The sequence below is a fragment of the Neorhizobium descurainiae genome (assembly GCF_051400715.1).
Taxonomy (GTDB): domain Bacteria; phylum Pseudomonadota; class Alphaproteobacteria; order Rhizobiales; family Rhizobiaceae; genus Neorhizobium.
The window spans coordinates 137716-158021 of record NZ_JBLFFK010000003.1 but is presented as its reverse complement, the minus strand read 5'-3'; the positions used below and the strand labels follow the sequence as shown (position 1 = coordinate 158021).

General features: G+C 63.4%; 19 protein-coding genes. 11 read left to right on the top strand and 8 right to left on the bottom strand.

All coding sequences use genetic code 11. From position 1 onward, the window contains the following. Nucleotides 1-32 precede the first annotated feature (32 nt). Both ACMGE0_RS07440 and ACMGE0_RS07435 read left to right on the top strand, forming a co-directional pair. Nucleotides 33-254, top strand: coding sequence for an AbrB/MazE/SpoVT family DNA-binding domain-containing protein (locus ACMGE0_RS07440; protein ID WP_436815235.1), 222 nt, complete (start codon nt 33-35; stop codon nt 252-254). Continuing rightward, complete coding sequence (locus tag ACMGE0_RS07435; RefSeq protein ID WP_436815508.1) at nt 254-640, top strand: type II toxin-antitoxin system death-on-curing family toxin; 387 nt, start codon at nt 254-256, stop codon at nt 638-640. Before ACMGE0_RS07440 ends, ACMGE0_RS07435 begins: the two co-directional genes overlap by 1 nt. Here the strand turns inward: ACMGE0_RS07435 and parC are convergent, their stop codons facing one another. Next, nucleotides 641-2896: a DNA topoisomerase IV subunit A gene (parC, locus tag ACMGE0_RS07430; protein WP_436815234.1), complete on the bottom strand. Its 2256-nt coding sequence runs from the start codon at nt 2894-2896 to the stop codon at nt 641-643. Between the two features lie 381 nt (nt 2897-3277). Here parC and ACMGE0_RS07425 point away from each other — a divergent pair, with 381 nt between their 5' ends. After that, entirely contained in the window at nt 3278-4468 is a 1191-nt protein-coding gene (locus ACMGE0_RS07425; RefSeq protein WP_436815233.1) for an aq_1923 C-terminal domain, read from the top strand. Nucleotides 4469-4536: 68 nt separating this feature from the next. Here the strand turns inward: ACMGE0_RS07425 and ACMGE0_RS07420 are convergent, their stop codons facing one another. After that, nucleotides 4537-4860 (bottom strand): DUF1236 domain-containing protein, encoded by a 324-nt coding sequence (locus tag ACMGE0_RS07420; protein WP_085422964.1) that lies wholly within the window; start codon nt 4858-4860, stop codon nt 4537-4539. A 196-nt stretch (nt 4861-5056) separates the two neighbouring features. Between ACMGE0_RS07420 and ACMGE0_RS07415 the strand changes: the two genes are divergently transcribed. Beyond that, a complete protein-coding gene (locus tag ACMGE0_RS07415; RefSeq protein ID WP_436815232.1) occupies nt 5057-6469 on the top strand; it encodes a cytochrome P450 in 1413 nt (470 codons plus the stop codon). Nucleotides 6470-6478: 9 nt separating this feature from the next. Continuing rightward, a complete protein-coding gene (locus ACMGE0_RS07410; protein ID WP_436815231.1) occupies nt 6479-7483 on the top strand; it encodes a lysophospholipid acyltransferase family protein in 1005 nt (334 codons plus the stop codon). 33 nt (nt 7484-7516) lie between these two features. Here the strand turns inward: ACMGE0_RS07410 and ACMGE0_RS07405 are convergent, their stop codons facing one another. From ACMGE0_RS07405 to ACMGE0_RS07395, 3 genes are all read right to left on the bottom strand, one after another. Then, complete coding sequence (locus ACMGE0_RS07405) at nt 7517-9586, bottom strand: methyl-accepting chemotaxis protein (protein ID WP_436815507.1); 2070 nt, start codon at nt 9584-9586, stop codon at nt 7517-7519. A 208-nt stretch (nt 9587-9794) separates the two neighbouring features. Continuing rightward, nucleotides 9795-11582: an aspartate--tRNA ligase gene (aspS, locus tag ACMGE0_RS07400; RefSeq protein WP_436815230.1), complete on the bottom strand. Its 1788-nt coding sequence runs from the start codon at nt 11580-11582 to the stop codon at nt 9795-9797. A 106-nt stretch (nt 11583-11688) separates the two neighbouring features. Next, nucleotides 11689-12621: a LysR family transcriptional regulator gene (locus tag ACMGE0_RS07395; RefSeq protein ID WP_436815229.1), complete on the bottom strand. Its 933-nt coding sequence runs from the start codon at nt 12619-12621 to the stop codon at nt 11689-11691. Nucleotides 12622-12750: 129 nt separating this feature from the next. Here ACMGE0_RS07395 and ACMGE0_RS07390 point away from each other — a divergent pair, with 129 nt between their 5' ends. The 3 genes from ACMGE0_RS07390 (at nt 12751) to rnd (ending at nt 15719) form a co-directional block, all read left to right on the top strand. Further along, nucleotides 12751-13107 carry an antibiotic biosynthesis monooxygenase gene (locus ACMGE0_RS07390; RefSeq protein ID WP_436815506.1) on the top strand — a complete coding sequence of 119 codons (357 nt, stop codon included), beginning with the start codon at nt 12751-12753 and terminating at the stop codon, nt 13105-13107. 150 nt (nt 13108-13257) lie between these two features. Then, complete coding sequence (locus ACMGE0_RS07385; RefSeq protein ID WP_436815228.1) at nt 13258-14496, top strand: MFS transporter; 1239 nt, start codon at nt 13258-13260, stop codon at nt 14494-14496. Nucleotides 14497-14573: 77 nt separating this feature from the next. Further along, complete coding sequence (rnd, locus tag ACMGE0_RS07380) at nt 14574-15719, top strand: ribonuclease D (protein WP_436815227.1); 1146 nt, start codon at nt 14574-14576, stop codon at nt 15717-15719. On the opposite strand, the gene ACMGE0_RS07375 is transcribed toward rnd, so the two are convergent. Together ACMGE0_RS07375 and ACMGE0_RS07370 are read right to left on the bottom strand one after the other, a co-directional pair. Continuing rightward, a complete protein-coding gene (locus ACMGE0_RS07375) occupies nt 15716-16135 on the bottom strand; it encodes a type II toxin-antitoxin system VapC family toxin (RefSeq protein ID WP_436815226.1) in 420 nt (139 codons plus the stop codon). The genes rnd and ACMGE0_RS07375 overlap by 4 nt on opposite strands. Then, nucleotides 16132-16404, bottom strand: a complete 273-nt coding sequence (locus tag ACMGE0_RS07370; protein ID WP_436815225.1) for a FitA-like ribbon-helix-helix domain-containing protein — start codon at nt 16402-16404, stop codon at nt 16132-16134. The genes ACMGE0_RS07375 and ACMGE0_RS07370 overlap by 4 nt, the downstream gene beginning before the upstream one ends. A 78-nt stretch (nt 16405-16482) precedes the next feature. Between ACMGE0_RS07370 and ACMGE0_RS07365 the strand changes: the two genes are divergently transcribed. Then, nucleotides 16483-17487 (top strand): DUF2891 domain-containing protein, encoded by a 1005-nt coding sequence (locus ACMGE0_RS07365; protein ID WP_436815224.1) that lies wholly within the window; start codon nt 16483-16485, stop codon nt 17485-17487. Between the two features lie 7 nt (nt 17488-17494). On the opposite strand, the gene ACMGE0_RS07360 is transcribed toward ACMGE0_RS07365, so the two are convergent. Next, on the bottom strand, nt 17495-17902 hold the full coding sequence (locus ACMGE0_RS07360; protein WP_436815223.1) for a DUF2000 family protein: 408 nt from the start codon (nt 17900-17902) through the stop codon (nt 17495-17497). On the opposite strand from ACMGE0_RS07360, the gene ACMGE0_RS07355 reads away from it, so the two are divergent. Next, entirely contained in the window at nt 17901-18809 is a 909-nt protein-coding gene (locus ACMGE0_RS07355) for an AraC family transcriptional regulator (protein ID WP_436815222.1), read from the top strand. The two genes, ACMGE0_RS07360 and ACMGE0_RS07355, sit on opposite strands and share 2 nt — an antisense overlap. A 128-nt stretch (nt 18810-18937) precedes the next feature. Continuing rightward, nucleotides 18938-20296, top strand: a complete 1359-nt coding sequence (locus tag ACMGE0_RS07350; RefSeq protein WP_436815221.1) for an esterase-like activity of phytase family protein — start codon at nt 18938-18940, stop codon at nt 20294-20296. Nucleotides 20297-20306 lie beyond the last annotated feature (10 nt).

The window sequence follows — 20306 nt, the reverse complement described above, 5'->3', positions numbered from 1 at the left end:
TTATAACAGCGTTAGAACATGAGGATTGAACCATGAACGCCACCATTCGCAAGATCGGTAATTCCGAAGGCATTATCATCCCCAAGGAAGTCCTGGACCGCATGGGTTTGAAGGCGGGCGACAATGTCGACCTTACCGAAGAAGCAGGCCAGTTGATCCTGAAGCCGATGGATGACGATTTCGCGCGGCAATTAGAGCATGCCGAACGCTTCATGGAGAAATACAAGGTGGCCCTCAAGAAATTGGCCGAGTGATGCGGTTCAATTTTCTATCCAGGGCGGTTGTCGAGCACCTCCACAGACGGCAGATCGAGCGTTTCGGCGGCTCTTACGGAGTAAGAGACGAGGGAGCGCTCGAATCCGCCCTCATGCGGCCAGTGAACAAGGCCTCATATGGTTGCGACGACGTGATCGAGCTGGCTGCCGCCTATCTGTTTGGACTGGCGATGAACCACGCATTCATCGACGGCAACAAACGGATCGCGATCGTCGCGGCAGGTATCTTTCTGATGGACAACGGCTACATCATCGAAACGGACGAAAGCATCCTTTACAAGTTTGTTTTGGGGGTCGCCGCCGGTGAAATCGACGAGGACGGCGCGACGCGCTTCCTGCGCGATCACACCGTTCCTCTCACCTGATCACCCCGAAAACTTGCCGCTTCTCGGAAAGCCCTTCGGCACGAGGCGGCCGGCGGAAGCGCGATCGCCCATCCATTCGGCAAGCTCGTCCTTGTTGCGCGTGAAGGAGCGGCCGGCGCTGTCTTCCCAGGAGAGGCCGTCAGCCATCGCGAAGCACCTGATGTCGGAAATGCCGCCGTCCTTGTAGCGCTGCAGGCGCACGCCCTTGCCGCGGCTCATCTCCGGAAGCTGCACGAGCGGGAAGACCAGCATCTTGCGGTTCTCGCCGACCACCGCGACGTGATCGCCCGAAACCGGCACGACGAGCCTCGCCTCGTCCGGCATCGATACGTTCATGATCTGCTTGCCTTTGCGGGTATTGGCGATCATCTCGCTTTCCGCCACGACGAAGCCGTTGCCGGCGGTCGAGGCAAGGATCAGCTTGCGCGACGGGTCGTGCACGAAGGCGGTCAGGATGTCCTGGTCGTTCTCCATGTCGACCATGATGCGCACCGGCTCCCCATGGCCGCGGCCGCCGGGCAGCTTGTCCGCGCCGAGCGTATAGGCCTTGCCGCCGGTGGTGACGAGCAGAAGCTTGTCGGTCGTCTGCGCCGGGAAGGCGAGCTTCGGCCCGTCGCCCTCCTTGAAGGTGAGGCCGGACGTATCGGACATGTGCCCCTTCAGCGCGCGGATCCAGCCCTTCTGGGACACCACGACGGTGATCGGCTCCTTCTCGATCATCGCCTGCTGGATCGCCGCATCGTCGGCCTCCGGCGCCTCGGCGAACTGGGTGCGCCGGCGGCCGAGCTCGGTCGCCTTGGCAAATTGCTTCTTCACCTCCTGGATTTCCCAGGCGACGGTCTGCCACAGCTTCTCGTCGGAGGCGAGCAGCGCCTCGATCTCGGCCTTTTCCTTGGTGAGATTGTCGTGCTCGGTGCGGATCTCGATCTCTTCGAGCTTGCGCAACGCACGCAGGCGCATGTTGAGGATCGCTTCGACCTGGACGTCGGTGAGCGACCAGCGCGCCATCATCACCGGTTTCGGCTCGTCCTCCTCGCGGATGATGCGGATCACCTCATCGAGATTGAGATAGGCAACCAGCAGGCCGCCAAGGATCTCCAACCGCCGGTCGATCGCCGCCAGCCGGAAGCGCGAGCGGCGGACCAGCACGTCCTTGCGATGCGCCAGCCATTCGGTCAGCACCTCGCCGAGGCCCATCACCTTCGGCACGCGCCCCATGGAGAGCACGTTCATGTTGAGCGGCAGGCGGTTTTCGAGCTCGGTCAGCTTGAAGAGCGATTCCATCAGAAGCGTCGCGTCGACCGTGCGGCTCTTCGGCACCAGCACGATGCGCACGTCCTCGGCGGATTCGTCGCGTATGTCTTCGAGCAGCGGCAGCTTGCGGGCGATGAGCAGTTCGGCGATCTTCTCGATCAGCCGCGACTTCTGCACCTGGAACGGAATTTCGGTGACGATGATCTGGTAGCCGCCGCGGCCGAGATCCTCGGTCTCCCACTTGGCGCGGACGCGGAAGCCGCCGCGGCCGGTCTTGTAGGATTCGACGATGCTCTCGCGGCTGTCGATGATGATGCCGCCGGTCGGCAGGTCCGGACCCGGAATGAACTCGACCAGCTTCTCCACCGTCGCATCCGGATGCTTGATCAGGTGAAGAGCCGCGTCGCAGAGCTCATGGGCGTTGTGCGGCGGGATCGACGTCGCCATGCCGACGGCGATGCCCGACGTGCCATTCGCCAGAAGATTGGGAAAGGCGCCCGGCAGGACGACGGGTTCGTCATCCTCCTCGTTGTAGGTCGGCCGGAAATCAACGGCGTCCTGCTCGATGCCTTCGAGCAGCAAGGCCGCCACATCCGTCATACGCGCTTCGGTGTACCGGTAGGCGGCGGCGTTATCGCCGTCGATATTGCCGAAATTGCCCTGGCCGTCGACCAGCGGGTACCGCTGCGAGAAATCCTGGGCGAGGCGAACGAGGGCGTCGTAGACGGACTGGTCGCCATGCGGATGAAACTTACCGATGACGTCGCCGACGATACGGGCGCATTTCTTGAAGGCCGAATTCGGGCGGATGCCCATCTCGCTCATGGCATGGATGATGCGCCGGTGCACGGGCTTCAGCCCGTCGCGCACGTCCGGCAGGGCGCGGTGCATGATGGTGGACAGCGCATAGGCGAGGTAGCGCTCCTCGAGCGCCGCCTTCAAATCCACCGGAAGAATATGGTCGCCGCCGTCGCCGGAGGGTGGTGTCAGATTTTGTCCCATGGGCCTTGACTAGCGGAAAGCCTGATTCCCGGCAAGAATCATGGGAGAAGCGGCTGTGGAGAACGGCGAAGAAAACGGAACTCATCCAGACTGCCGACAAACCTCACGTCTTGCTTGGCGTCGTCCTCGGCCCTGTGCCGAGGATCTATAAACGTCAATAGCTTGCAGATGCTGGGGCAGGCCCGAGCATGACGATCAGAGGTTTTCGAGCCTTTGTCCATCAAGCTGAATTTCATCTTTCGTTTACCTCGGCGCATAGCCGCAATTTCGCCGCGAGGAATATCGAACAAGGCCATGGATGTTTTACCGTCCTCCCATATAACTGCCGCAGGATTCGAGAACGAACGCGGGCCGGACCTTTGCCCGCCAGGAGGAAAATCGATGCAATACTCCACCAGAGCCCGGCTTCTTTGCGCCGGGGCCGCGCTTTCCATGTTCGCCGGCCCGGCCTTCGCGCTCGACGGCAACGATCTCGTCGCCAAGATCAACAACGTACTCTCCGTACAGAGCGCCGCCGGCTTCTCGGCGGAATCGGCCGCGGTCAACGGTCAGGACGTCACGCTCACCAATGCGAGGTTCACGGCCAATGGCGGCAAGCAGAGCTTTCCGCTCGGAACGATCCGGTTCCAAGGGGTTGCGGAAGACAATGGCGACTACACGGTCGAGACCGTCTCCTTCGACAACGTCAACGTCACCAATGAAGGGGTGAACTTCACGGCCTCGGATATCTCGATGAGCGGCCTCGTCATTCCCTCCGATCCGAATGGCGACAGCCTGGATGCCGTCCTGCTCTACGACGAGGCGCATATCGGCGAGATCGCGGCCACGATCGACGGCAAGCCGGCCTTTTCCGTCGACGAGGTGAACCTTACGACGGATATCGCCGACGACAACTCTTCGCTCGGCTTCGACCTCGAAGCCAACGGCATCAAGAGCGATCTGAGCCTCGTCGAGGACCCCAAGGCCAGGGAGGCGATCCAGCAGCTCGGGCTGACATCGATCGACGGCAAGATCACCATGCGGGGAAACTGGACGCTTGCGGACGGCACCATCGATATCGACGAATATGCCTTCGACTTCGCCAATATCGGCCGCCTCGACATCGCCCTCAGCGTGACCGGCTATACGCTGGATTTCGCCAAGTCCGTGAACGAGACCGTGAAGACGATGGAGGCCAATCCCAACAGGCAGGAGGCGCAGCAGGCGGCAAACCTCGCCATGCTCGGCCTGATGCAGCGGCTCACCTTCAACAGCGCCGAAATCCGCTTCGAGGATGCCGGCATCACCAGGCGGGCGCTCGACTTCGCCGGCAAGAGCCAAGGCACCACGGGCGAGCAGATGGCGCAGATGCTGAAAGGCATGACGCCGCTGATGCTCGCGCAATACAACGTGCCGGAACTGCAGAACATGCTGAGCGCTGCCGTCAACACCTATCTCGACAATCCCGGCAGCTTCACGATCAGCGCCGAGCCGGAGAACGCAGTGCCCTTCCCGATGATCATGGGGGCGGCCATGGGCGCGCCGAACACCTTGCCGCAGGTGCTCGGCGTCAAGGTCACGGCGAACGACTGACCACGCTCAATCTTCTCCAAAGAAAACCCGGCGAGCGATCGCCGGGTTTTCCGCACATTGCGAAAGCCTTATTCCAGAACCTGGATCACCGCCCGGGTCTGCGGATTGACGATCACGCGGCGCTCGTTGACGACCGTATAGGCGTAATCCGGATGCTCCTGGATCGTATGGACCTCGACCGTATCCGGCAATGTGGTGCCGACGGCGACCGTGCCGTCATACGTGACCGACGGAACGCTCTGTTCCATCACATAGGTACGGACCTCGCCCGGAAGCTCCACCGTCGTCGAGCCGGTGACGGCCGGGTCCTTGGTGATGACCGTCGTCTGAGCGTAGGCTGCGCCCGAAAGCGCGATCAAGGCCGCGGAGGCGGCGAGCAGAGTCTTGCGCATATTCTTTCTCCCTGTGTTTGCGGCGCCCTAACAACACAAGCAGAAAGAAGGTTCCCGACCCCTTCTCGACACATGCCGAGTGTATCGCAGCACCTTGACGCCGCGGGCAAAGGCGAGTGAAAACCACTGTGCGGTGCGGCACGACGGTTTACCCGTCGCCGGAAACGACCGTAATCGACGAAAGGCTTTCTTTTTCATGCTGTCCTGGCTTGCGGCCGAAACCCAGACGATCGAGACCCTCGACAGTCCCCGGAAGCGTTTCGAGCCCGCCCATCCTTCCTACTACAGCGGCAAGCCGGGCAATCAGCTGCAGCGGCTGCTGACCGCACGGCGCGATTTCCTGTCGATCTGGCGGCAGAGCGACCACAAGGAAGTGGTCAATGCCGTCACCCTCCTCGGGCGGCAGATCATCGCCGTGAACTCTCCCGAGGCGATCAAATATGTCGTGGCGACGCGTCACGAGAATTTCGAGCGCAAGACCCCGCAGATGCGTCGGGCGCTGGAATATCTTCTCGGCGACGGCCTGTTCATCTCGGACGGCGAGACCTGGAAGCAGAGGCGCCCGCTCGTCGCCGACATCGTCCACAAGCATCGCGTTCCCGCCTTCGGCGACATCATGAAGAACACCTCGCTCGAACTCGTCGAGCGCTGGAACAGGCTCGGCGACGGCGCCTCCGTCAACGCGCTCTACGAGATGGCGGGGCTGACGGCGGAGATCATCTCCCGCAGCGTCTTCGGCAACGACCTCGGCGAGGAACGCGCCGGCATGGTCACCGACGGCTTCACGAGCTACCAGTCGCTGATCGATTCCATCAATATCGGCTATTTCCTCGGCTTCGACGACGGCCTGCCGCTCTTCAAGACGCCCACGCTCCGCCGCTCGGTCAAGCGCATCCACCGCATCATCGACCAGGTGATCGAGGACCATCTGGCCGGCAAGGGCGACGACAATTCCATGGTCGAGCTGCTGGTCCGCAGGCAGAAGCGCAATCCGGAGCTCAAGCTCGACGTGGTGGCGCTGCGCAACGAGGCGGCCACGATCTTCATGGCCGGTCACGAGACGACGGCGGCGACGCTCACCTGGGCCTGGTATCTGCTTTCCAAGGCGCCCTGGGTCGAAGAGGCCGTGCATGCGGAGATCGAAGAGGTCTGCGGCGGCAATGTGCCGACGGTGGCCGACGTGCCGAAGCTCAAGTGGTGCACGGCCGTCATCGAGGAGACGCTGAGGCTCTACCCGCCGGTGCCCATCCTCGCCCGCCAGGCCAAGCAGGCGGACCGGATCGGCAATCTCGACGTCAAGCCGGCCTCGCTCGTCATGATCGTGCCCTGGGTGCTGCACCGGACTCCCTCGCTCTTCCCGAACCCGCATCTCTTCAAGCCGGAGCGTTTCATCGAGAAGCGGCCGGTGCCCTACAGCTACATTCCCTTCGCGAGCGGACCGCGCATCTGCCCCGGCCTGCAGTTCGGCCTCACCGAGGCCATCCTCTGCCTCGCCGTGCTCGCCCAGCGCTTCAGGCTGCGCGTGCCGGAAGGCCACAGGGTGGAGCCCGTATCGCGGCTGACGCTCAGGCCGCGCGGCGGCCTGCCCGTGACGCTGCACCGCCGGTGACCCCCGACGATGGAGCCCGGCCGGACGCCCGAAGAAAACCCGATCAAACGCAAGGCCTGGCTCTACCGGCGGCCGGACTCGCCGCCGCTTGCGGATTTCCTCGCCGGCGGCGAGGCGCGGCGGCGATTCGTCGATTTCTGGCTGCGCGACAATGCCGGCAATGCCGGCGAAATCCTGATGTTTTTCGCCTTCAAGCTGCTGCCGGCCGCTCTCGTCTCGGAGATCGGCGGATTTCTGGGGCGCTTTGCGATGCCGCGCTGGCATAAAAAGGCGCTCTCCCGCGTGCGCAGCAATCTCCGGATCATCCGGCCGGACGCTTCGGAAGCCGATATCGACCGGTGGGCGGAGGAGTTCGCCGATTCGCAGGGGCGCCAGCGGGCGGAATATTCCGTCCTTCGGAGGATCGGGGCAGGCGGCTCAAACATCCGCTATGTGGGCACGGAAGACCTGGCGGCGGAATGCGCCGGCCGGCCGGTGATCTTCATCGGCTTCCATACGGGAAACCTGGAACTGCTCTGGCAATGCCTCATCGACATGGGGCTCAATGTCACCACCAATTACGATCCGCCGAAGCGACGGTCGCACCAATGGATCACCAACCGGGTCCGCCGGAGCGGGGGGCTCGGGCTCCTTCCGCCCGGCATAAGCTACGTCCGGCCGGCGCTCCGGATTCTGGAGGCGGGCGGCAACCTGATCATCTATTGCGACGAGGGCTTTGGCGGAAAGCTCCGCGCTCCCTTCTTCGGACGCCCGGCGCATCTGCAGAGCAATTACGCGCTGGTCGTGCGCATGGCACGCAAGACGGGTGCCCTCATCCGCCCCGTCCATCTCACGCGCGAGGGCGGCATACGCTTCGCCTTCCATGCGCTGCCGCCGGTCGAATTGCCGCCGGAGGAAATCCGGGGAAGCCGGCTCGCCGAAGACGTGATGCTGCTCAATTCCGTCGTAGAGCCTGTCATCGCCGCCAATCCGGGCCAGTGGTTCTTCCTCGACAACCGGATCGTGCCGATCTGAGATCGGCCCCCGATGCTGCTCCCGGGCGACCGGTCAGGCAGCACGCGCACGCGTTGACAGGTCCGGCGCCTCCTCCGCATCCAAGAGCCGGAACATGCCCACGAGCTCGCGCAGCCGTGCGGCCTCGCCCATCAGCATGGCGCTCGCGGCATTGTTCTCCTCGACCATGGCGGCATTCTGCTGCGTGCCCTGGTCGAGCTGGTTGACGGCGCTGTTGATCTCGCCGAGCCCCAGCGACTGTTCCCTGGCCGAAACGGCGATCGCCTCGACCTGCGTATTGATCACCTCGACATGCCCACCGATTTCCCGCAATGCCTCGCCGGTATCCCGCACGAAACGCACGCCGTCCTTCACCTCTTCTCCCGAGGTGCGGATCAGTTCCTTGATCTCGCGCGCGGCGGCGGCCGAACGCCCCGCCAGTTCCCGGACCTCATGCGCCACCACGGCGAAGCCCCGGCCGGCCTCCCCTGCCCGCGCCGCCTCGACGCCGGCATTGAGCGCCAGGAGATTGGTCTGGAAGGCGATGCCGTCGATGACGCCGATGATGCTTGCGATGCGATCGGAGGACTGCTCGATGCGCCGCATGGCCTGAACCGCCTCGTCGACCAACTGGCCGGTGCGGGCAGCCGAAGCATTCGCCTCGGCCGCAACCTTGCGGGCCTCCTCGGCGCGCCTGGCGGCATTGGCGACGTTGACGGTGATTTCGTCGAGCGCCGCGGCGGTCTCCTCCAGCGAAGCGGCCTGCTGCTCGGTGCGGCGCGACAGGTCATCGGCACTCCGGCTGATCTCCCGGCTGCCGCCGTCGATCGATGCGCTCGACCGGCTGATTTCGCCCATGGCATCGGCCAGCCGGCGGATGGTCTGGTTGAGGTCGCCGCGCAGCGCCTCGAAATCGGGGGCGAAGCGTTCCGTCAGTTCAAAGGCAAGATCGCCTTCCGCAAGGCGCTTCAGCCCGGCCGCCAGCCCCTCGGTCGCCTGCAGCAACCGCACGCGTGCTTCGGCTTGCGCCTCATCATGCATGCGCTGGCGCTCGCTTTCGGCGTTGGCGCGCGCAGCGGCGGCCTCGTCTTCCAGCCGGCGATTGTCGATCGCCGCCCGCCGGAAGGTCTCCAGCGCACCGGCCATGGCGCCGAACTCGTTCTGGCGGCCAAGGCTCGGCACGGCGATTTCAGTCTCGCCGCCGGCAAGCCGTCGCATCGCCGCCGTCATCGCCACGACCGGCCGGGTAATCGACCGGCCGACCAGCCATACGCCCGCAAGCAGTACGGCAACCGCGCCGACGAGGAGCCCGGCGACCACGACGAGATTGCGCCCGGCGACCCGCTCGTTCTCCGCAAGCGTTTCGGATTTCTTTTCCTCATAGGCCGCAAGCACGCCATCGACCAGCGGCTCGACGGCGCGATAGGCGTCCGACACCTGCCGGCGGGACTGTTCCTCGCGCAGGCTCGCCTCGGCGTAGAGCTTGAAGGCGCTGCGGTAGACCTCGAGGGCATCCATCACGCGGGTGCGCTGGGCGCCGGGACGGAATGCCTTCTTCACCAGTGCCGTGAAATTCGCCGCCTCCCCGGCATGCTTCTCCATGTAGCCCGCGTCGCGCCTGAGGATGAAATCCTTCTCGTGCCGGCGCATCATCAGCATGCTGGCGCGGATTTCCGCGTCCTCGACGCTTTCGAGCTGCGCTTCGATCGAATGGACCGCCTGGCGCATTGCACCTTCCAGACCCTTTTCCTGGTCGAGGCCGAGATCCTCATTGTCCTTCACCAGCGCCGCAAAGCCTGCCTCGTATGCGGCAAGGCCGGCAGCCAACCGGTCGAGCTCACCGGCAAGTTCCGGTGCCGCGGAAGCGCGCAGGCTATTCAAAACGCTGCGTGCATCGGCAACGGAAGCCCCGAACCTATCGGCCGAAGCCATGTCCTTGCGGAGCAGAAAATCCTGCTCCCAGAGCAGGCTGTCGCGGAAGCTCGCCGTCATGCCGGCGACCTCGGCCTGCTTTCCGGTCAGCCTGTCTGCCGTCCGGCGATACTCCGCCTCGACCTGCCTCTGGCCCAGGAAGATCGCCGCGATCGCCAATATGCCGGCGAGCGCGAGGACGGCGAGCAGCATGACCCGATGGGCGATTTTGAGATTGGAAAGCAGGGCCAAAACAGAACTCCGGCAACATTAAACCCTGCCGATAACTGCCCCATAAGGCTTAACTAAAGCTCACTCGAACATGAAACCTTTGTGACTTTTCTGCGGCGCAGCAATTTGCACACGAATGCAAAAACGGCGGCCCGAAAGCCGCCGTCAAAACTGAGCGCCGAAAAGGAAATCAGTCCTTCTTGGGCGGAATGACCCGGATCGAGAGCTCCCGAAGCTGTGTCGGGGTCGCTTCCGACGGGGCGCCCATCAGCAGGTCCTGCGCCTGCTGGTTCATCGGGAAAAGGGTGATCTCGCGAAGGTTCTTGGCACCCGTCAGCAGCATGACGATGCGGTCGATGCCGAAGGCAGCGCCACCGTGCGGCGGGGCGCCGTACTGGAAGGCGCGGTAGAGGCCGCCGAAGCGGTCTTCCACATCCTGCTGGCTCAGGCCCACCATCTCGAAGGCCTTGACCATGACTTCCGGCAGCTGGTTGCGGATAGAGCCCGAGGCGATCTCGAAGCCGTTGCAGACCGCGTCGTACTGGAAGGCCTTGATCGCCAGCGGCTCCTTGCCCTCCAGCGCTTCCAGGCCGCCCTGCGGCATGGAGAACGGGTTGTGGGCGAAATCGATCTTCTTCTCGTCCTCGTTATATTCGAAGAACGGGAAATCGACGATCCAGCAGAGCTCGAAGCGGTCCTTGTCAGTGAGGTTCAGCTCCTCGCCGACGCGGGTACGAGCCTCGCCCGCGAACTTGTAGAACTTGTCCGGATCGCCGGCGACGAAGAAGCAGGCGTCGTTCTCGCCGAGGCCGAGCTGGGTGCGGATCGCCTCGGTGCGCTCTTCGCCGATATTCTTGGCGAGCGGACCGGCACCCTCCAGCTTGTCGCCTTCCTTGCGCCAGAAGATGTAGCCGAGGCCCGGCTGGCCCTGCTGCTGCGCCCAGGCGTTCATGCGGTCGCAGAAGGCGCGGCTACCGCCGGTCTTGGCCGGGATCGCCCAGACCTCGACCTTCGGGTTGGAGGCGATCATGTTGGCGAAGACCTTGAAGCCGGAACCGGCGAAATGGTCCGTCACCGCTTCCATGACGATCGGGTTCCTGAGGTCCGGCTTGTCGGAGCCGTATTTGCGGATCGCCACGTCATAGGGGATGCGCGGCCATTCCTTGGTGACCGGCTTGCCGTCGGCGAATTCCTCGAAGATCGAGGTCATCAGCGGTCCCATCGTGTTCCAGACGTCTTCCTGGGTCACGAAGCTCATTTCGAGGTCGAGCTGGTAGAACTCGCCCGGCAGCCGGTCGGCGCGCGGGTCCTCGTCGCGGAAGCAGGGAGCGATCTGGAAATAGCGGTCGAAGCCCGCGACCATCAGAAGCTGCTTGTACTGCTGCGGCGCCTGCGGCAGGGCGAAGAACTTGCCCTGATGGATACGGCTCGGCACCAGGAAGTCGCGCGCGCCTTCCGGCGAAGACGCGGTCAGGATCGGCGTCGTGTATTCGGTGAAGCCGACATTGGTCATCTCGCGGCGCATGGCCGAAATGATCTGCGTGCGCTTGACGATGTTCCTGTGCAGCTTCTCGCGGCGCAGGTCGAGGAAGCGGTAGCGCAGGCGCACGTCTTCCGGATAGTCCGGCTCGCCGAAGACCGGCAGCGGCAGTTCCTTGGCGGCGGAGAGGATTTCGATCTCCTGCGCATAGAGCTCGATCTCGCCGGTCGCCATCGCCTTGTTGACAGTGTCTTCCGAGCGCGCCTTGACGAGGCCGTCGATGCGGATCACCCATTCGCCGCGCACGGCTTCGGCCGTCTTGAAGGCCGGGCTGTCCGGGTCGGCGACGATCTGAGTCGTGCCGTAATGGTCGCGCAGGTCGATGAAGAGGACGCCGCCATGATCTCGCACGCGATGCACCCAGCCGGCAAGGCGGACGGTGGAGCCGACATCGGACTTCCGGAGGGCGGCACAGGTGTGGCTGCGGTAACGATGCATTTCAAGTTTCCTGGACTGGTGCTTTTTGCGGCAATGGGCGACGCGCGCGCCGCCGGGGCCGGCATAGGGAAAATCGGCGCGAAAAGCGCATGGCCCGCCCCATTTGTCAAGGCTTGGCAGTGGATGCGGCCGTGGCGAACGCGGGCGCGGAGCCGTCTGCAACGAGATTGTCCGCCATGAAATCCACGAAGGCGCGGATTTTCGGCGACAGGAAGCGGCTTGTCGGCCAGAGCACGCGGAACGTACCCGTCTGGACGATATGGTCATCAAGCAGGGTGACGAGACGTCCATCATCGAGCTGCGGCTTGATCGTAAAAGGTGGAAGGCAGGCAATGCCGAAACCATCCTCGGCGAGGTAGATGATCGGTTCGAGCGTGCTGGCGGTGACGGCGACCGGCAAGGCAAGACGCGCATTCCCCTCTTTAGCGGCGAGCGGCCAGGGCTCAAGCTTGCCGGTGCTCGGATAGCGGTGGTGCAGGCATCTGTGATCCAGAAGATCCTGCGGCGCCTCGGGTCGCCCCCATGTCTCGATGTAGCCGGGCGACGCGACAATCCGGTGGCGGAACACGCCGAGCTTGCGGCTCATCAACCGCGTATCACGTACTTCGCCGGTGCGGACGACGGCATCGAACCCTTCCTCGATCACATCCACCAGGCGATCGGTGAAATCGAGATCCATGGTGATTTCGGGATAGGCGCGCATGAACGCGGAAACGGTCGGCATCAGGAGTATGCCGGTTAGCGGCAGGCTGACGCGCAGAATGCCGCGAGGTGCGGCGTGCAATCTCGACAGTTCCGATTGAACCGTATCCAGTTCGGACAGAACGCGCCGGCAGGTATCCAGAAAATAGCTGCCTTCCTCGGTCAGCGTCATGCTGCGCGTGGAGCGATGGAAGAGGCGCACCCCCATCTCCTGCTCGAGCCTCGCCACCGCCTTGCCCACAGCGGAGCTCGATATTCCGAGGCGGCGGGAGGCGGCCACGAAACTGCCACCCTCGGCCGCATGAACGAAAATCCCGAGCGTTCCCAACCTGTCCATCATTGCGCCCCGATTACGGAATGAATGTCCGCACTGTTGAGAATATCGGATTATTTATCCGCTATCATCCCGCCTGTATCCAGTTTCGGTGCGGCCAAGCCGCTTTTTTTGACCGAAGGAACTCAATTGATGGATACGCTTTTTTCCGCCCATTTCTCTGCAACGCCGCAACCGACCACTTTTATCGTGAACGTCATCCACGCCCATCCCGGCAAGCAGGAAGAAGCCTTCCGCATCATCCAGGACGTCGTTCATTACGTCGCCGAACGGAAGGCGGGCTTTCTCTGGAGCAATCTCGCCAAAAGCACGGACGGCAAGACCGTGGTGAATATCGAAGCCATCAGAGATGCCGGCAATGTGGACGAGTTCTTCTCCGATCCAGTCTTCCGGGAGAAATTCCGCAAGCTAGACGAAATCTCGACATTCGAGTTCCACACATATTCCGTCGGCGATCTCGTCCTGCCCAAACTCGGCCAGCACGGCTAGCCCCATCGGGCGAAGCCCTGCCCGCAGGACTTCGCCGCCGGTGACAAACCTTCCGCAGGGATCGATAAGGTCGTTTATGCGCTGTCTTGGACGGCGCCGACGCGATAGAGATGTTCAGTCATCTCCGACAGCGATTCTTCCCTCGGCATCATGAACCATATCCGTCCGCTGATCCCCCTTCTCGTCACCGCAGGCATCCTGATCGGCGGCAACGGGCTGCAGGGCACCTATATCGCGCTGCGCGGCTCGGCGGAGGGGTTCTCGCCTTCGATCATCGGCATGATCGGCGCAGGCTACAGCGTCGGCTTCGCGATCGGCTGCATCTACGTGACGCGGCTCCTGCGCGCCATCGGCCATATCCGCACCTTCTCGGCCATGGCCTCCGTTTCGGCCGCTTCGGCCATCGGCATGTCGATGATCATCGACCCGACCTTCTGGTTCGCTATGCGCTTCGTGACCGGCATCGCGGTCGCGAGCCTCTTCGCCACCGTCGAGAGCTGGATCAATGCAAAGGTCACCAATGCCAACCGCGCCCGCACGCTGTCGGTCTACCGGCTGGTCGATCTCACCTCGGTGACGGTCGCGCAATATATCATCCCCGCCGCCGGCATCGACGGACCGCTCGTCTTCAACATCATCGCGATCGCGCTGACGCTCTCCCTCGTGCCTATCTCGCTTGCCGACAAGTCGGGCCCTGCGCCGCCGGAGACGATCGCCTTCGACCTCAAGGCGGTCTGGCGCATCTCTCCGCTTGCCGTGGTCGGCGTCGTCGCCGTCGGTCTCTCCATGGCGGCCTTCCGCAATATCGGGCCGATCTATGCCGAAGAGCTCGGCATGAGCATCACCGCCATCGCCACGTTCATGAGCGCCGGGATCATCGGCGGCGTGGTGCTGCAATATCCGCTCGGCATCTATTCCGACAAGCTCGACCGCCGCCGCGTCATCGTCTGGACGACGATCGGATCGATCGTCACCGGCGCCTATCTCTCCTTCGGAGCGGGCACCAACGAGACGGCGAACATCGTCGGCGTCTTCCTGTTCGGCGCCTTCTCCATGCCGCTCTATTCGCTTTGCTCGGCGCACGGCAACGACTATGCCAAGCCCGGCGAGCATGCGCTGGTCTCCGCCGGCCTGCTGTTCTACTGGTCGGTCGGGGCAACCGTGGGACCGCTGCTTGCCTCGATCCTGCTCGAATATTACGGTCCCCGGGCCTTCTTCCTCTATACCTCCTTCATCTTCATGGGCTTCCTCATCTTCACAGTCCGCCGTATGCGGGCGCGGCCTTCCGTGCCGCCGTCGGAACGCCCGTCGCGCTTCCGCTCGCTCCTCAGGACGTCGGCCTATTTCAACAAACTTGCCAGCCCCCCTGATAAAGATGAGCGTGAGTAACGCTAAAGCCCCTTCGTGTATTGACATATGCGGCCGGACGGGAAAGGAAGGTTGAGCACCCTCATACGAACGCAACAATGATAGAAACGACCGCCGCCCTCGAGGAAGCCTGCGCCAAGCTGGCCCAATCGGACTTCATCACCATCGACACCGAATTCCTTAGGGAAACGACCTTCTGGCCGGAACTCTGCCTGATCCAGATGGCGAGCCCGGACCTCGAAGTGCTGGTCGATCCGCTCGCCAAGGGACTGGACCTCAAGCCCTTCTTCGCGCTGATGGCGAACCCTGCGGTCACCAAGGTCTTCCACGCTGCCCGCCAGGACATCGAGATCGTCTATCACCTCGGCAATCTCGTGCCGCATCCGATCTTCGACACGCAGGTCGCCGCCATGGTCTGCGGCTTCGGCGACTCGGTCTCCTACGACCAGCTCGTCAACCGCATCAAGGGCGTGCAGATCGACAAGTCCTCGCGCTTCACCGACTGGAGCCGTCGGCCGCTTTCCGACAAGCAGCTCGAATATGCGCTGGCCGACGTCACGCATCTGCGCGACGTCTATCTTTATCTGAAGGCCGAACTGGAGCGCGAAGGCCGGGCGCTGTGGCTGACCGAGGAAATGGCGATCCTCGAATCCCCCGAGACCTACGACCTGCATCCGGACGATGCCTGGATCAGGCTGAAGGCCCGTCTCCGGAAGCCCACCGAACTCGCCGTCCTGAAATTCGTCGCCGCCTGGCGCGAGCGCGAGGCCCGCAGCCGCAACGTGCCGCGCTCCCGCGTCTTGAAGGACGACGCCATCTACGAGATCGCCCAGCAGCAGCCGAAGGATCCGGAGGCCCTGTCGCGGCTCCGCACCATTCCGAAAGGCTGGGAACGATCCGCCTCGGGAGCGGCGATCGTCGAGGCGGTCAATGCGGCGCTGGCGCTGCCGAAGGCCGAGATGCCGCACCCGCCGAAGCATGTGCATGTCCCGGAGGGCACGGCCGCGGCTGTCGAGCTCCTCAAGGTCCTGCTCAAACTGATCTCCGACCGGGAGGGCGTGGCCGCCAAGATCATCGCCAACACGGACGATCTGGAAAAGATCGCCTCCGAAGGGGAGAATGCGGACGTCGCCGCCCTCGCGGGATGGCGGCGCGAGCTTTTCGGCAACACCGCGCTGAAACTGATCGACGGGGGCGTCGGGCTGCGCTTCGTCAACAAGAAGGTCGAGGCGGTGGAGCTTTAGAGCTCCCAGGGATTGATCACCGGCACGCCCGCCGCCTCGAACGGCGATGTGTCGCGGGTGGCGACGGCAAAGCCATGCACTCGGGCGATGGCGGCAATCTGGCCGTCGGCCATCAGGATCGATCGCCCTTTGGCGCGAGCAGAGGCAACGATGCGGCCGTAGGCGCGAGCAGCGCGCTCGTCAAATGGGAGGATGCGGCTTTCGAACTGATGGGCAAAAGTGCGCTCCATATCGCTTCTTAGGTCAGATTTGCGCCGACCATCCGGCAATATCTCGATCCCGCACATAACTTCCGCCAGACTAATGGCAGTCGCAAAAAGAACTCCAGGTTTCTGACGACGAAGCCAGTCCTCCACTCCAGGGTGAATTTCGATCTTCTTGACTTCGGAAATCACATTCGTGTCAAGAATAATCATTCAAACGAGACACCCCTGGCGGGCGTTTGATCCCGCGAAAACTCGATATCTTCCAGTTCGGGATATTTTTCGCGCAACTTCTGAAACGCGGAAATCAACCCTTCCTTTGGTGTCTCGACCTCAGGGCTGGGCTTGAGTTCGACGGTAGCCAGCGCGTCATTCAAAATGCGTTCCGCCTCGGCTTCCGTCGTGGTGCCGTTCTCTTCCGCGAGCACTTCCAGCGCCCGGCTCGCCTTATCGGACAGGTTCCTTATGGTGATGGCGTTCATCGTGTCACCCTCCGATCTAGTCCTGATCGCATGTATGATATTCGTTCATCCATTGCTTTTCAACGAGAGCCCTTCCTGATGCCGCACACCCTCACCGCCGAGACGGCCCAACATTTCGCGACGATCGCGCTCGGGCATGTGAGGCGCGAATATCCGAACAAGCCGGCCAACGTCTTTTCAGGACCGGAAGACGCGAAAACGCCGGGCGGGCTCCATCCGATCTTCTACGGCAGCCTCGACTGGCATTCCTGCGTGCACGGCTACTGGATGATGGCGCATATCCTCCAGAAATTTCCGGACATCCCGGCAGCAAAAGATATCCGCGCGTTGTTCGACGAGATGCTGGTGCCGGACAAGGTCGCCGGCGAATGCGCCTATCAGGCAAAACCCACCTCGCGTGGTTTCGAGCGTCCCTACGGCTGGGGATGGCTGCTCAAGCTTTCCGCAGAATTGTCTCTCCTTGAAGACCGGCGGTGGTTCGAAAACCTCAAGCCGCTCTCGAACGTGTTCGTGCAGAGGTTCACCGATTTCCTGCCGATCGCCACCTATCCGGTGCGGGTCGGCACGCATTTCAACAGCGCCTTCGCCATGCGGCTTGCGGCCGACTATGCCGAGAGCGTGGATGACACGGCGCTCGGCAAGCTTCTTCGGGAGACGGCGCTGCGCTGGTACGGTCAGGACGAGGCCTGCCCGGCCTGGGGCGAGCCCTCCGGTGACGATTTTTTGTCCTCCGCGCTCGTCGAGGCCGAATGCATGCGGAGGCTGATGCCGCAGGAAGACTTCCTGCCGTGGTTCGGCCACTTCCTGCCGGAAATCGAGGCCCGGAAACCTGCGACGCTCTTCGCGCCTGCTTCCGTCTCCGACCGTTCGGACGGCAAGATCGCCCATCTCGACGGGCTCAACCTCTCCCGCGCCTGGTGCTGGCGTTCGCTTGCCAAGGCTCTGCCGGAGGACGATCCGCGCCGGCCGCTCATGGAGAAGACGGCCGGGGAACATCTCGCCAGCGCCCTTCCCCATGTCGCGGGCGACTATATGGGCGAACACTGGCTCGCCAGCTTCGCCACGCTAGCGCTGGAGGCGTGAAGGGTCCTTACGGGTGCATCCTGGCGCCCTTGGTGATCTTGTCGACGATCCTCTTGTCGGCCCGCAGCGCAATGCCGACCAGCCTGGCATTGTCCGGCGAAAACTCGGCAAAGACCGTGCGGTTGGCGGCGTCGTGGCCGGTCGAAAACATTTCCTCGACATAGGCGGAGGTCGTCACCTCGCGCTCCAGCGAGCGGCGGTGGATGGTCCTGAGCGTCTCCCGGTCGGCGGAGAGCACCACGACCGGCTGGGCGCTCAGCGGATTGTAGACATTCCCCGCCGCATCCCGGTATGGTTCGCCGATGATCGCAGGGTTTTGAGCGACGACGCCGCTCATCAGGAATGCGGTCACGTTGAGCCCCTGCCAGGGGGCGAGGTCATCGCGAAGCACGATCGCGATCTTGGTGTCGAACATGAAGAGAAACTCCGTCGAGGGTTATGCCCGAGGTTATGCAGGTCCGAGCGAGATAGCGGATGCGGATGCGGATCGTCTTGAACGTTCGTGCCAAGGGGCGGAGAAGCCGGACGGCATCGTCGAGGCGCCTTCCTCTCGCGGCATCGAGCGGATCGAGGCGCGTTTTCACGGCAACGGCTTCTCGCCGCACCGGCACGATACCTATGCGCTGGGCTTCACGCTTTCCGGCGTGCAGACCTTTCACTATCGGGGCGCCGCGCGCGCCAGCCTGCCCGGGAACGTCATCGTCCTGCATCCCGACGAGGTGCATGACGGGGCCGCCGGCACGGACGACGGCCTGCGCTACCGCATGCTCTACCTGCCGCCGGAGCGGCTGATCGAAGCGGCGGGCAGCGCAAGGGGCCTGCCCTTCGTGCCCACTCCGGTGATCTCGGATGCGGCGTTCCGCCAATGCCTTGCCGAAGCGCTCGACGATCTCGACGCCGAGCCGCAGGAGCTGCTGCTCGACGACCTGATCGTGCGGCTTTCGGCAGGCCTCTGGCGTCATGCGGACGGCCGGAAGACCGATGCGGGGACATCGCTTGCGCAGGCTGCGGTTCTGCGCTGCCGGGACTATCTGCGGGAAAACTGCGACCGGACCGTCTCTTCCGAAGAACTCGAGGAGATCAGCGGTTTCGACCGCTATACGACCGCGCGGCAATTCCGCCGCCTTCTCGGCACGAGCCCGCACCGCTATCTCGTCATGCGGCGGCTCGACCGGGCGAAGACCCTGCTGTCGCAGGGGGGCAGCCTGGCGGATGCGGCGGCCGATGCCGGCTTTGCCGACCAGGCCCATTTCACCCGCCATTTCAAGAAGACGTTCGGCATGACGCCGGGCCGCTGGCAGGCGCTGCAGAGAAGCGCCTAAAGCCCTCAAACACTTGTAAAAATCCGGTCATCAAAGCTTCATCGAAGCTTCAAAGTTCCATCACCTCACCGTCACGCAGGCACCTTAACCGGTTGGCGTCTTCGACACGCCAACCAACAGGTGCTCCCATGACCCGCTTTCTGCTCGCCACCGTTGCGCTCGCCGCGCTGATCGGCGGTTCCGCTTCTGCCGACGACAAGGTTTTCCCGGCCAAGCTCGCCGGCCAGGCCATCCTGCCGGCCAACACCGTCGTCCCGGCGCCGGCCGATGCGCCCGCCTTCCTGAAGACGTCCGGCAAGTTCACCACGCCCGACCGCAAGCGCACCGAAACGCTCGGCACGCTGCCGGGCAAGGACGGCGCGCGCGTCACCGACGTCAAGCTGCCGCTCGACGGCCAGCCGGTGCAGGGGTTCTCCGGTATCAAGACCATGCCCGACGGCACGTTCTGGACGCTTTCGGACAACGGCTTCGGCGGCAAGACGAACTCCAGTGACGCCATGCTCTTCCTGCACCAGATGAAGTTCGACTGGGCCTCCAACGAGGTCGAAGTGGTGAAGAACGTCTTCCTGTCCGACCCGAACAAGGTCGCGCCGTTCCCGATCGTGATGGAGGGCTCCGACACCCGCTATCTCACCGGCGCCGATTTCGACATCGAATCCATCCAGCCGGTCGCCGACGGCTTCTGGCTCGGCGACGAATTCGGCCCCTACCTCATCAAGGTCGACACCGAAGGCCGCCTGACGGACGTCATCGCGACCATGGTCGACGGCAAGCCGGTCACCTCCCCCGACAACCCGCTCGTCCAGCTTCCCGGCAACCCGGTTTCGAAAATGCCGGTCTTCAACGTGAAGCGCTCGGGCGGCTATGAGGGCCTTGCCATGTCGAAGGACGGCTCCAGGCTTTACGGCCTTCTCGAAGGTCCTCTCTACAAGGAGGACGGCCAGGTGGAGCAGGCCGACGGCCTGACCGCGCTGCGCGTCATCGAATTCGACGTCGCCGCCAAGTCGTGGACCGGCCGTTCCTGGCTCTATCCGCTCTCCAAGGGCGGCGAGGCGATCGGCGACTTCAACATGATCGACGCCACCACCGCCCTCGTCATCGAGCGCGACAACGGCGCCGGCACCGCCGACAAGGCCTGCGCCGACCCGGCCAAGCCGGAGCCGACCTGCTTCAACGCACCGGCCAAGCACAAGCGCGTCTACAAGATCGAGATGAACGACGCCAATGCCGGCAAGGCCGTCCGCAAGATCGGCTATATCGATCTCATGAACATCCAGGACCCCGACAACAGGAAGAAGGCCGGCAATGTGGCGGGCGTCTACGACATGCCTTTCGTGACGATCGAGAACGTCGACGTGGTCGACGCCACACATCTCGTCATCGGCAACGACAACAACCTGCCCTTCTCCGCCGGCCGCGCCGTCGACAAGGCCGACAACAACGAGTTCAGCCTGATCGAAGCCGCCGAATTCCTGGCCGCCAAGTAAGCATCCATAC

Excerpts from the sequence above, each read along its gene's own strand:
- ACMGE0_RS07420 (WP_085422964.1), bottom strand. The coding sequence starts at position 4,860 with ATGCGCAAGACTCTGCTCGCCGCCTCCGCGGCCTTGATCGCGCTTTCG.
- rnd (WP_436815227.1), top strand. The coding sequence starts at position 14,574 with ATGATAGAAACGACCGCCGCCCTCGAGGAAGCCTGCGCCAAGCTGGCC.
- ACMGE0_RS07370 (WP_436815225.1), bottom strand. The coding sequence starts at position 16,404 with ATGAACGCCATCACCATAAGGAACCTGTCCGATAAGGCGAGCCGGGCG.
- parC (WP_436815234.1), bottom strand. The coding sequence starts at position 2,896 with ATGGGACAAAATCTGACACCACCCTCCGGCGACGGCGGCGACCATATT.
- ACMGE0_RS07360 (WP_436815223.1), bottom strand. The coding sequence starts at position 17,902 with ATGTTCGACACCAAGATCGCGATCGTGCTTCGCGATGACCTCGCCCCC.
- ACMGE0_RS07405 (WP_436815507.1), bottom strand. The coding sequence starts at position 9,586 with ATGCTGCTCGCCGTCCTCGCGCTCGCCGGCATATTGGCGATCGCGGCG.
- aspS (WP_436815230.1), bottom strand. The coding sequence starts at position 11,582 with ATGCATCGTTACCGCAGCCACACCTGTGCCGCCCTCCGGAAGTCCGAT.
- ACMGE0_RS07375 (WP_436815226.1), bottom strand. The coding sequence starts at position 16,135 with ATGATTATTCTTGACACGAATGTGATTTCCGAAGTCAAGAAGATCGAA.
- ACMGE0_RS07350 (WP_436815221.1), top strand. The coding sequence starts at position 18,938 with ATGACCCGCTTTCTGCTCGCCACCGTTGCGCTCGCCGCGCTGATCGGC.
- ACMGE0_RS07440 (WP_436815235.1), top strand. The coding sequence starts at position 33 with ATGAACGCCACCATTCGCAAGATCGGTAATTCCGAAGGCATTATCATC.
- ACMGE0_RS07415 (WP_436815232.1), top strand. The coding sequence starts at position 5,057 with ATGCTGTCCTGGCTTGCGGCCGAAACCCAGACGATCGAGACCCTCGAC.
- ACMGE0_RS07435 (WP_436815508.1), top strand. The coding sequence starts at position 254 with ATGCGGTTCAATTTTCTATCCAGGGCGGTTGTCGAGCACCTCCACAGA.
- ACMGE0_RS07355 (WP_436815222.1), top strand. The coding sequence starts at position 17,901 with ATGAAGAGAAACTCCGTCGAGGGTTATGCCCGAGGTTATGCAGGTCCG.
- ACMGE0_RS07425 (WP_436815233.1), top strand. The coding sequence starts at position 3,278 with ATGCAATACTCCACCAGAGCCCGGCTTCTTTGCGCCGGGGCCGCGCTT.
- ACMGE0_RS07390 (WP_436815506.1), top strand. The coding sequence starts at position 12,751 with ATGGATACGCTTTTTTCCGCCCATTTCTCTGCAACGCCGCAACCGACC.
- ACMGE0_RS07385 (WP_436815228.1), top strand. The coding sequence starts at position 13,258 with ATGAACCATATCCGTCCGCTGATCCCCCTTCTCGTCACCGCAGGCATC.
- ACMGE0_RS07395 (WP_436815229.1), bottom strand. The coding sequence starts at position 12,621 with ATGGACAGGTTGGGAACGCTCGGGATTTTCGTTCATGCGGCCGAGGGT.
- ACMGE0_RS07410 (WP_436815231.1), top strand. The coding sequence starts at position 6,479 with ATGGAGCCCGGCCGGACGCCCGAAGAAAACCCGATCAAACGCAAGGCC.
- ACMGE0_RS07365 (WP_436815224.1), top strand. The coding sequence starts at position 16,483 with ATGCCGCACACCCTCACCGCCGAGACGGCCCAACATTTCGCGACGATC.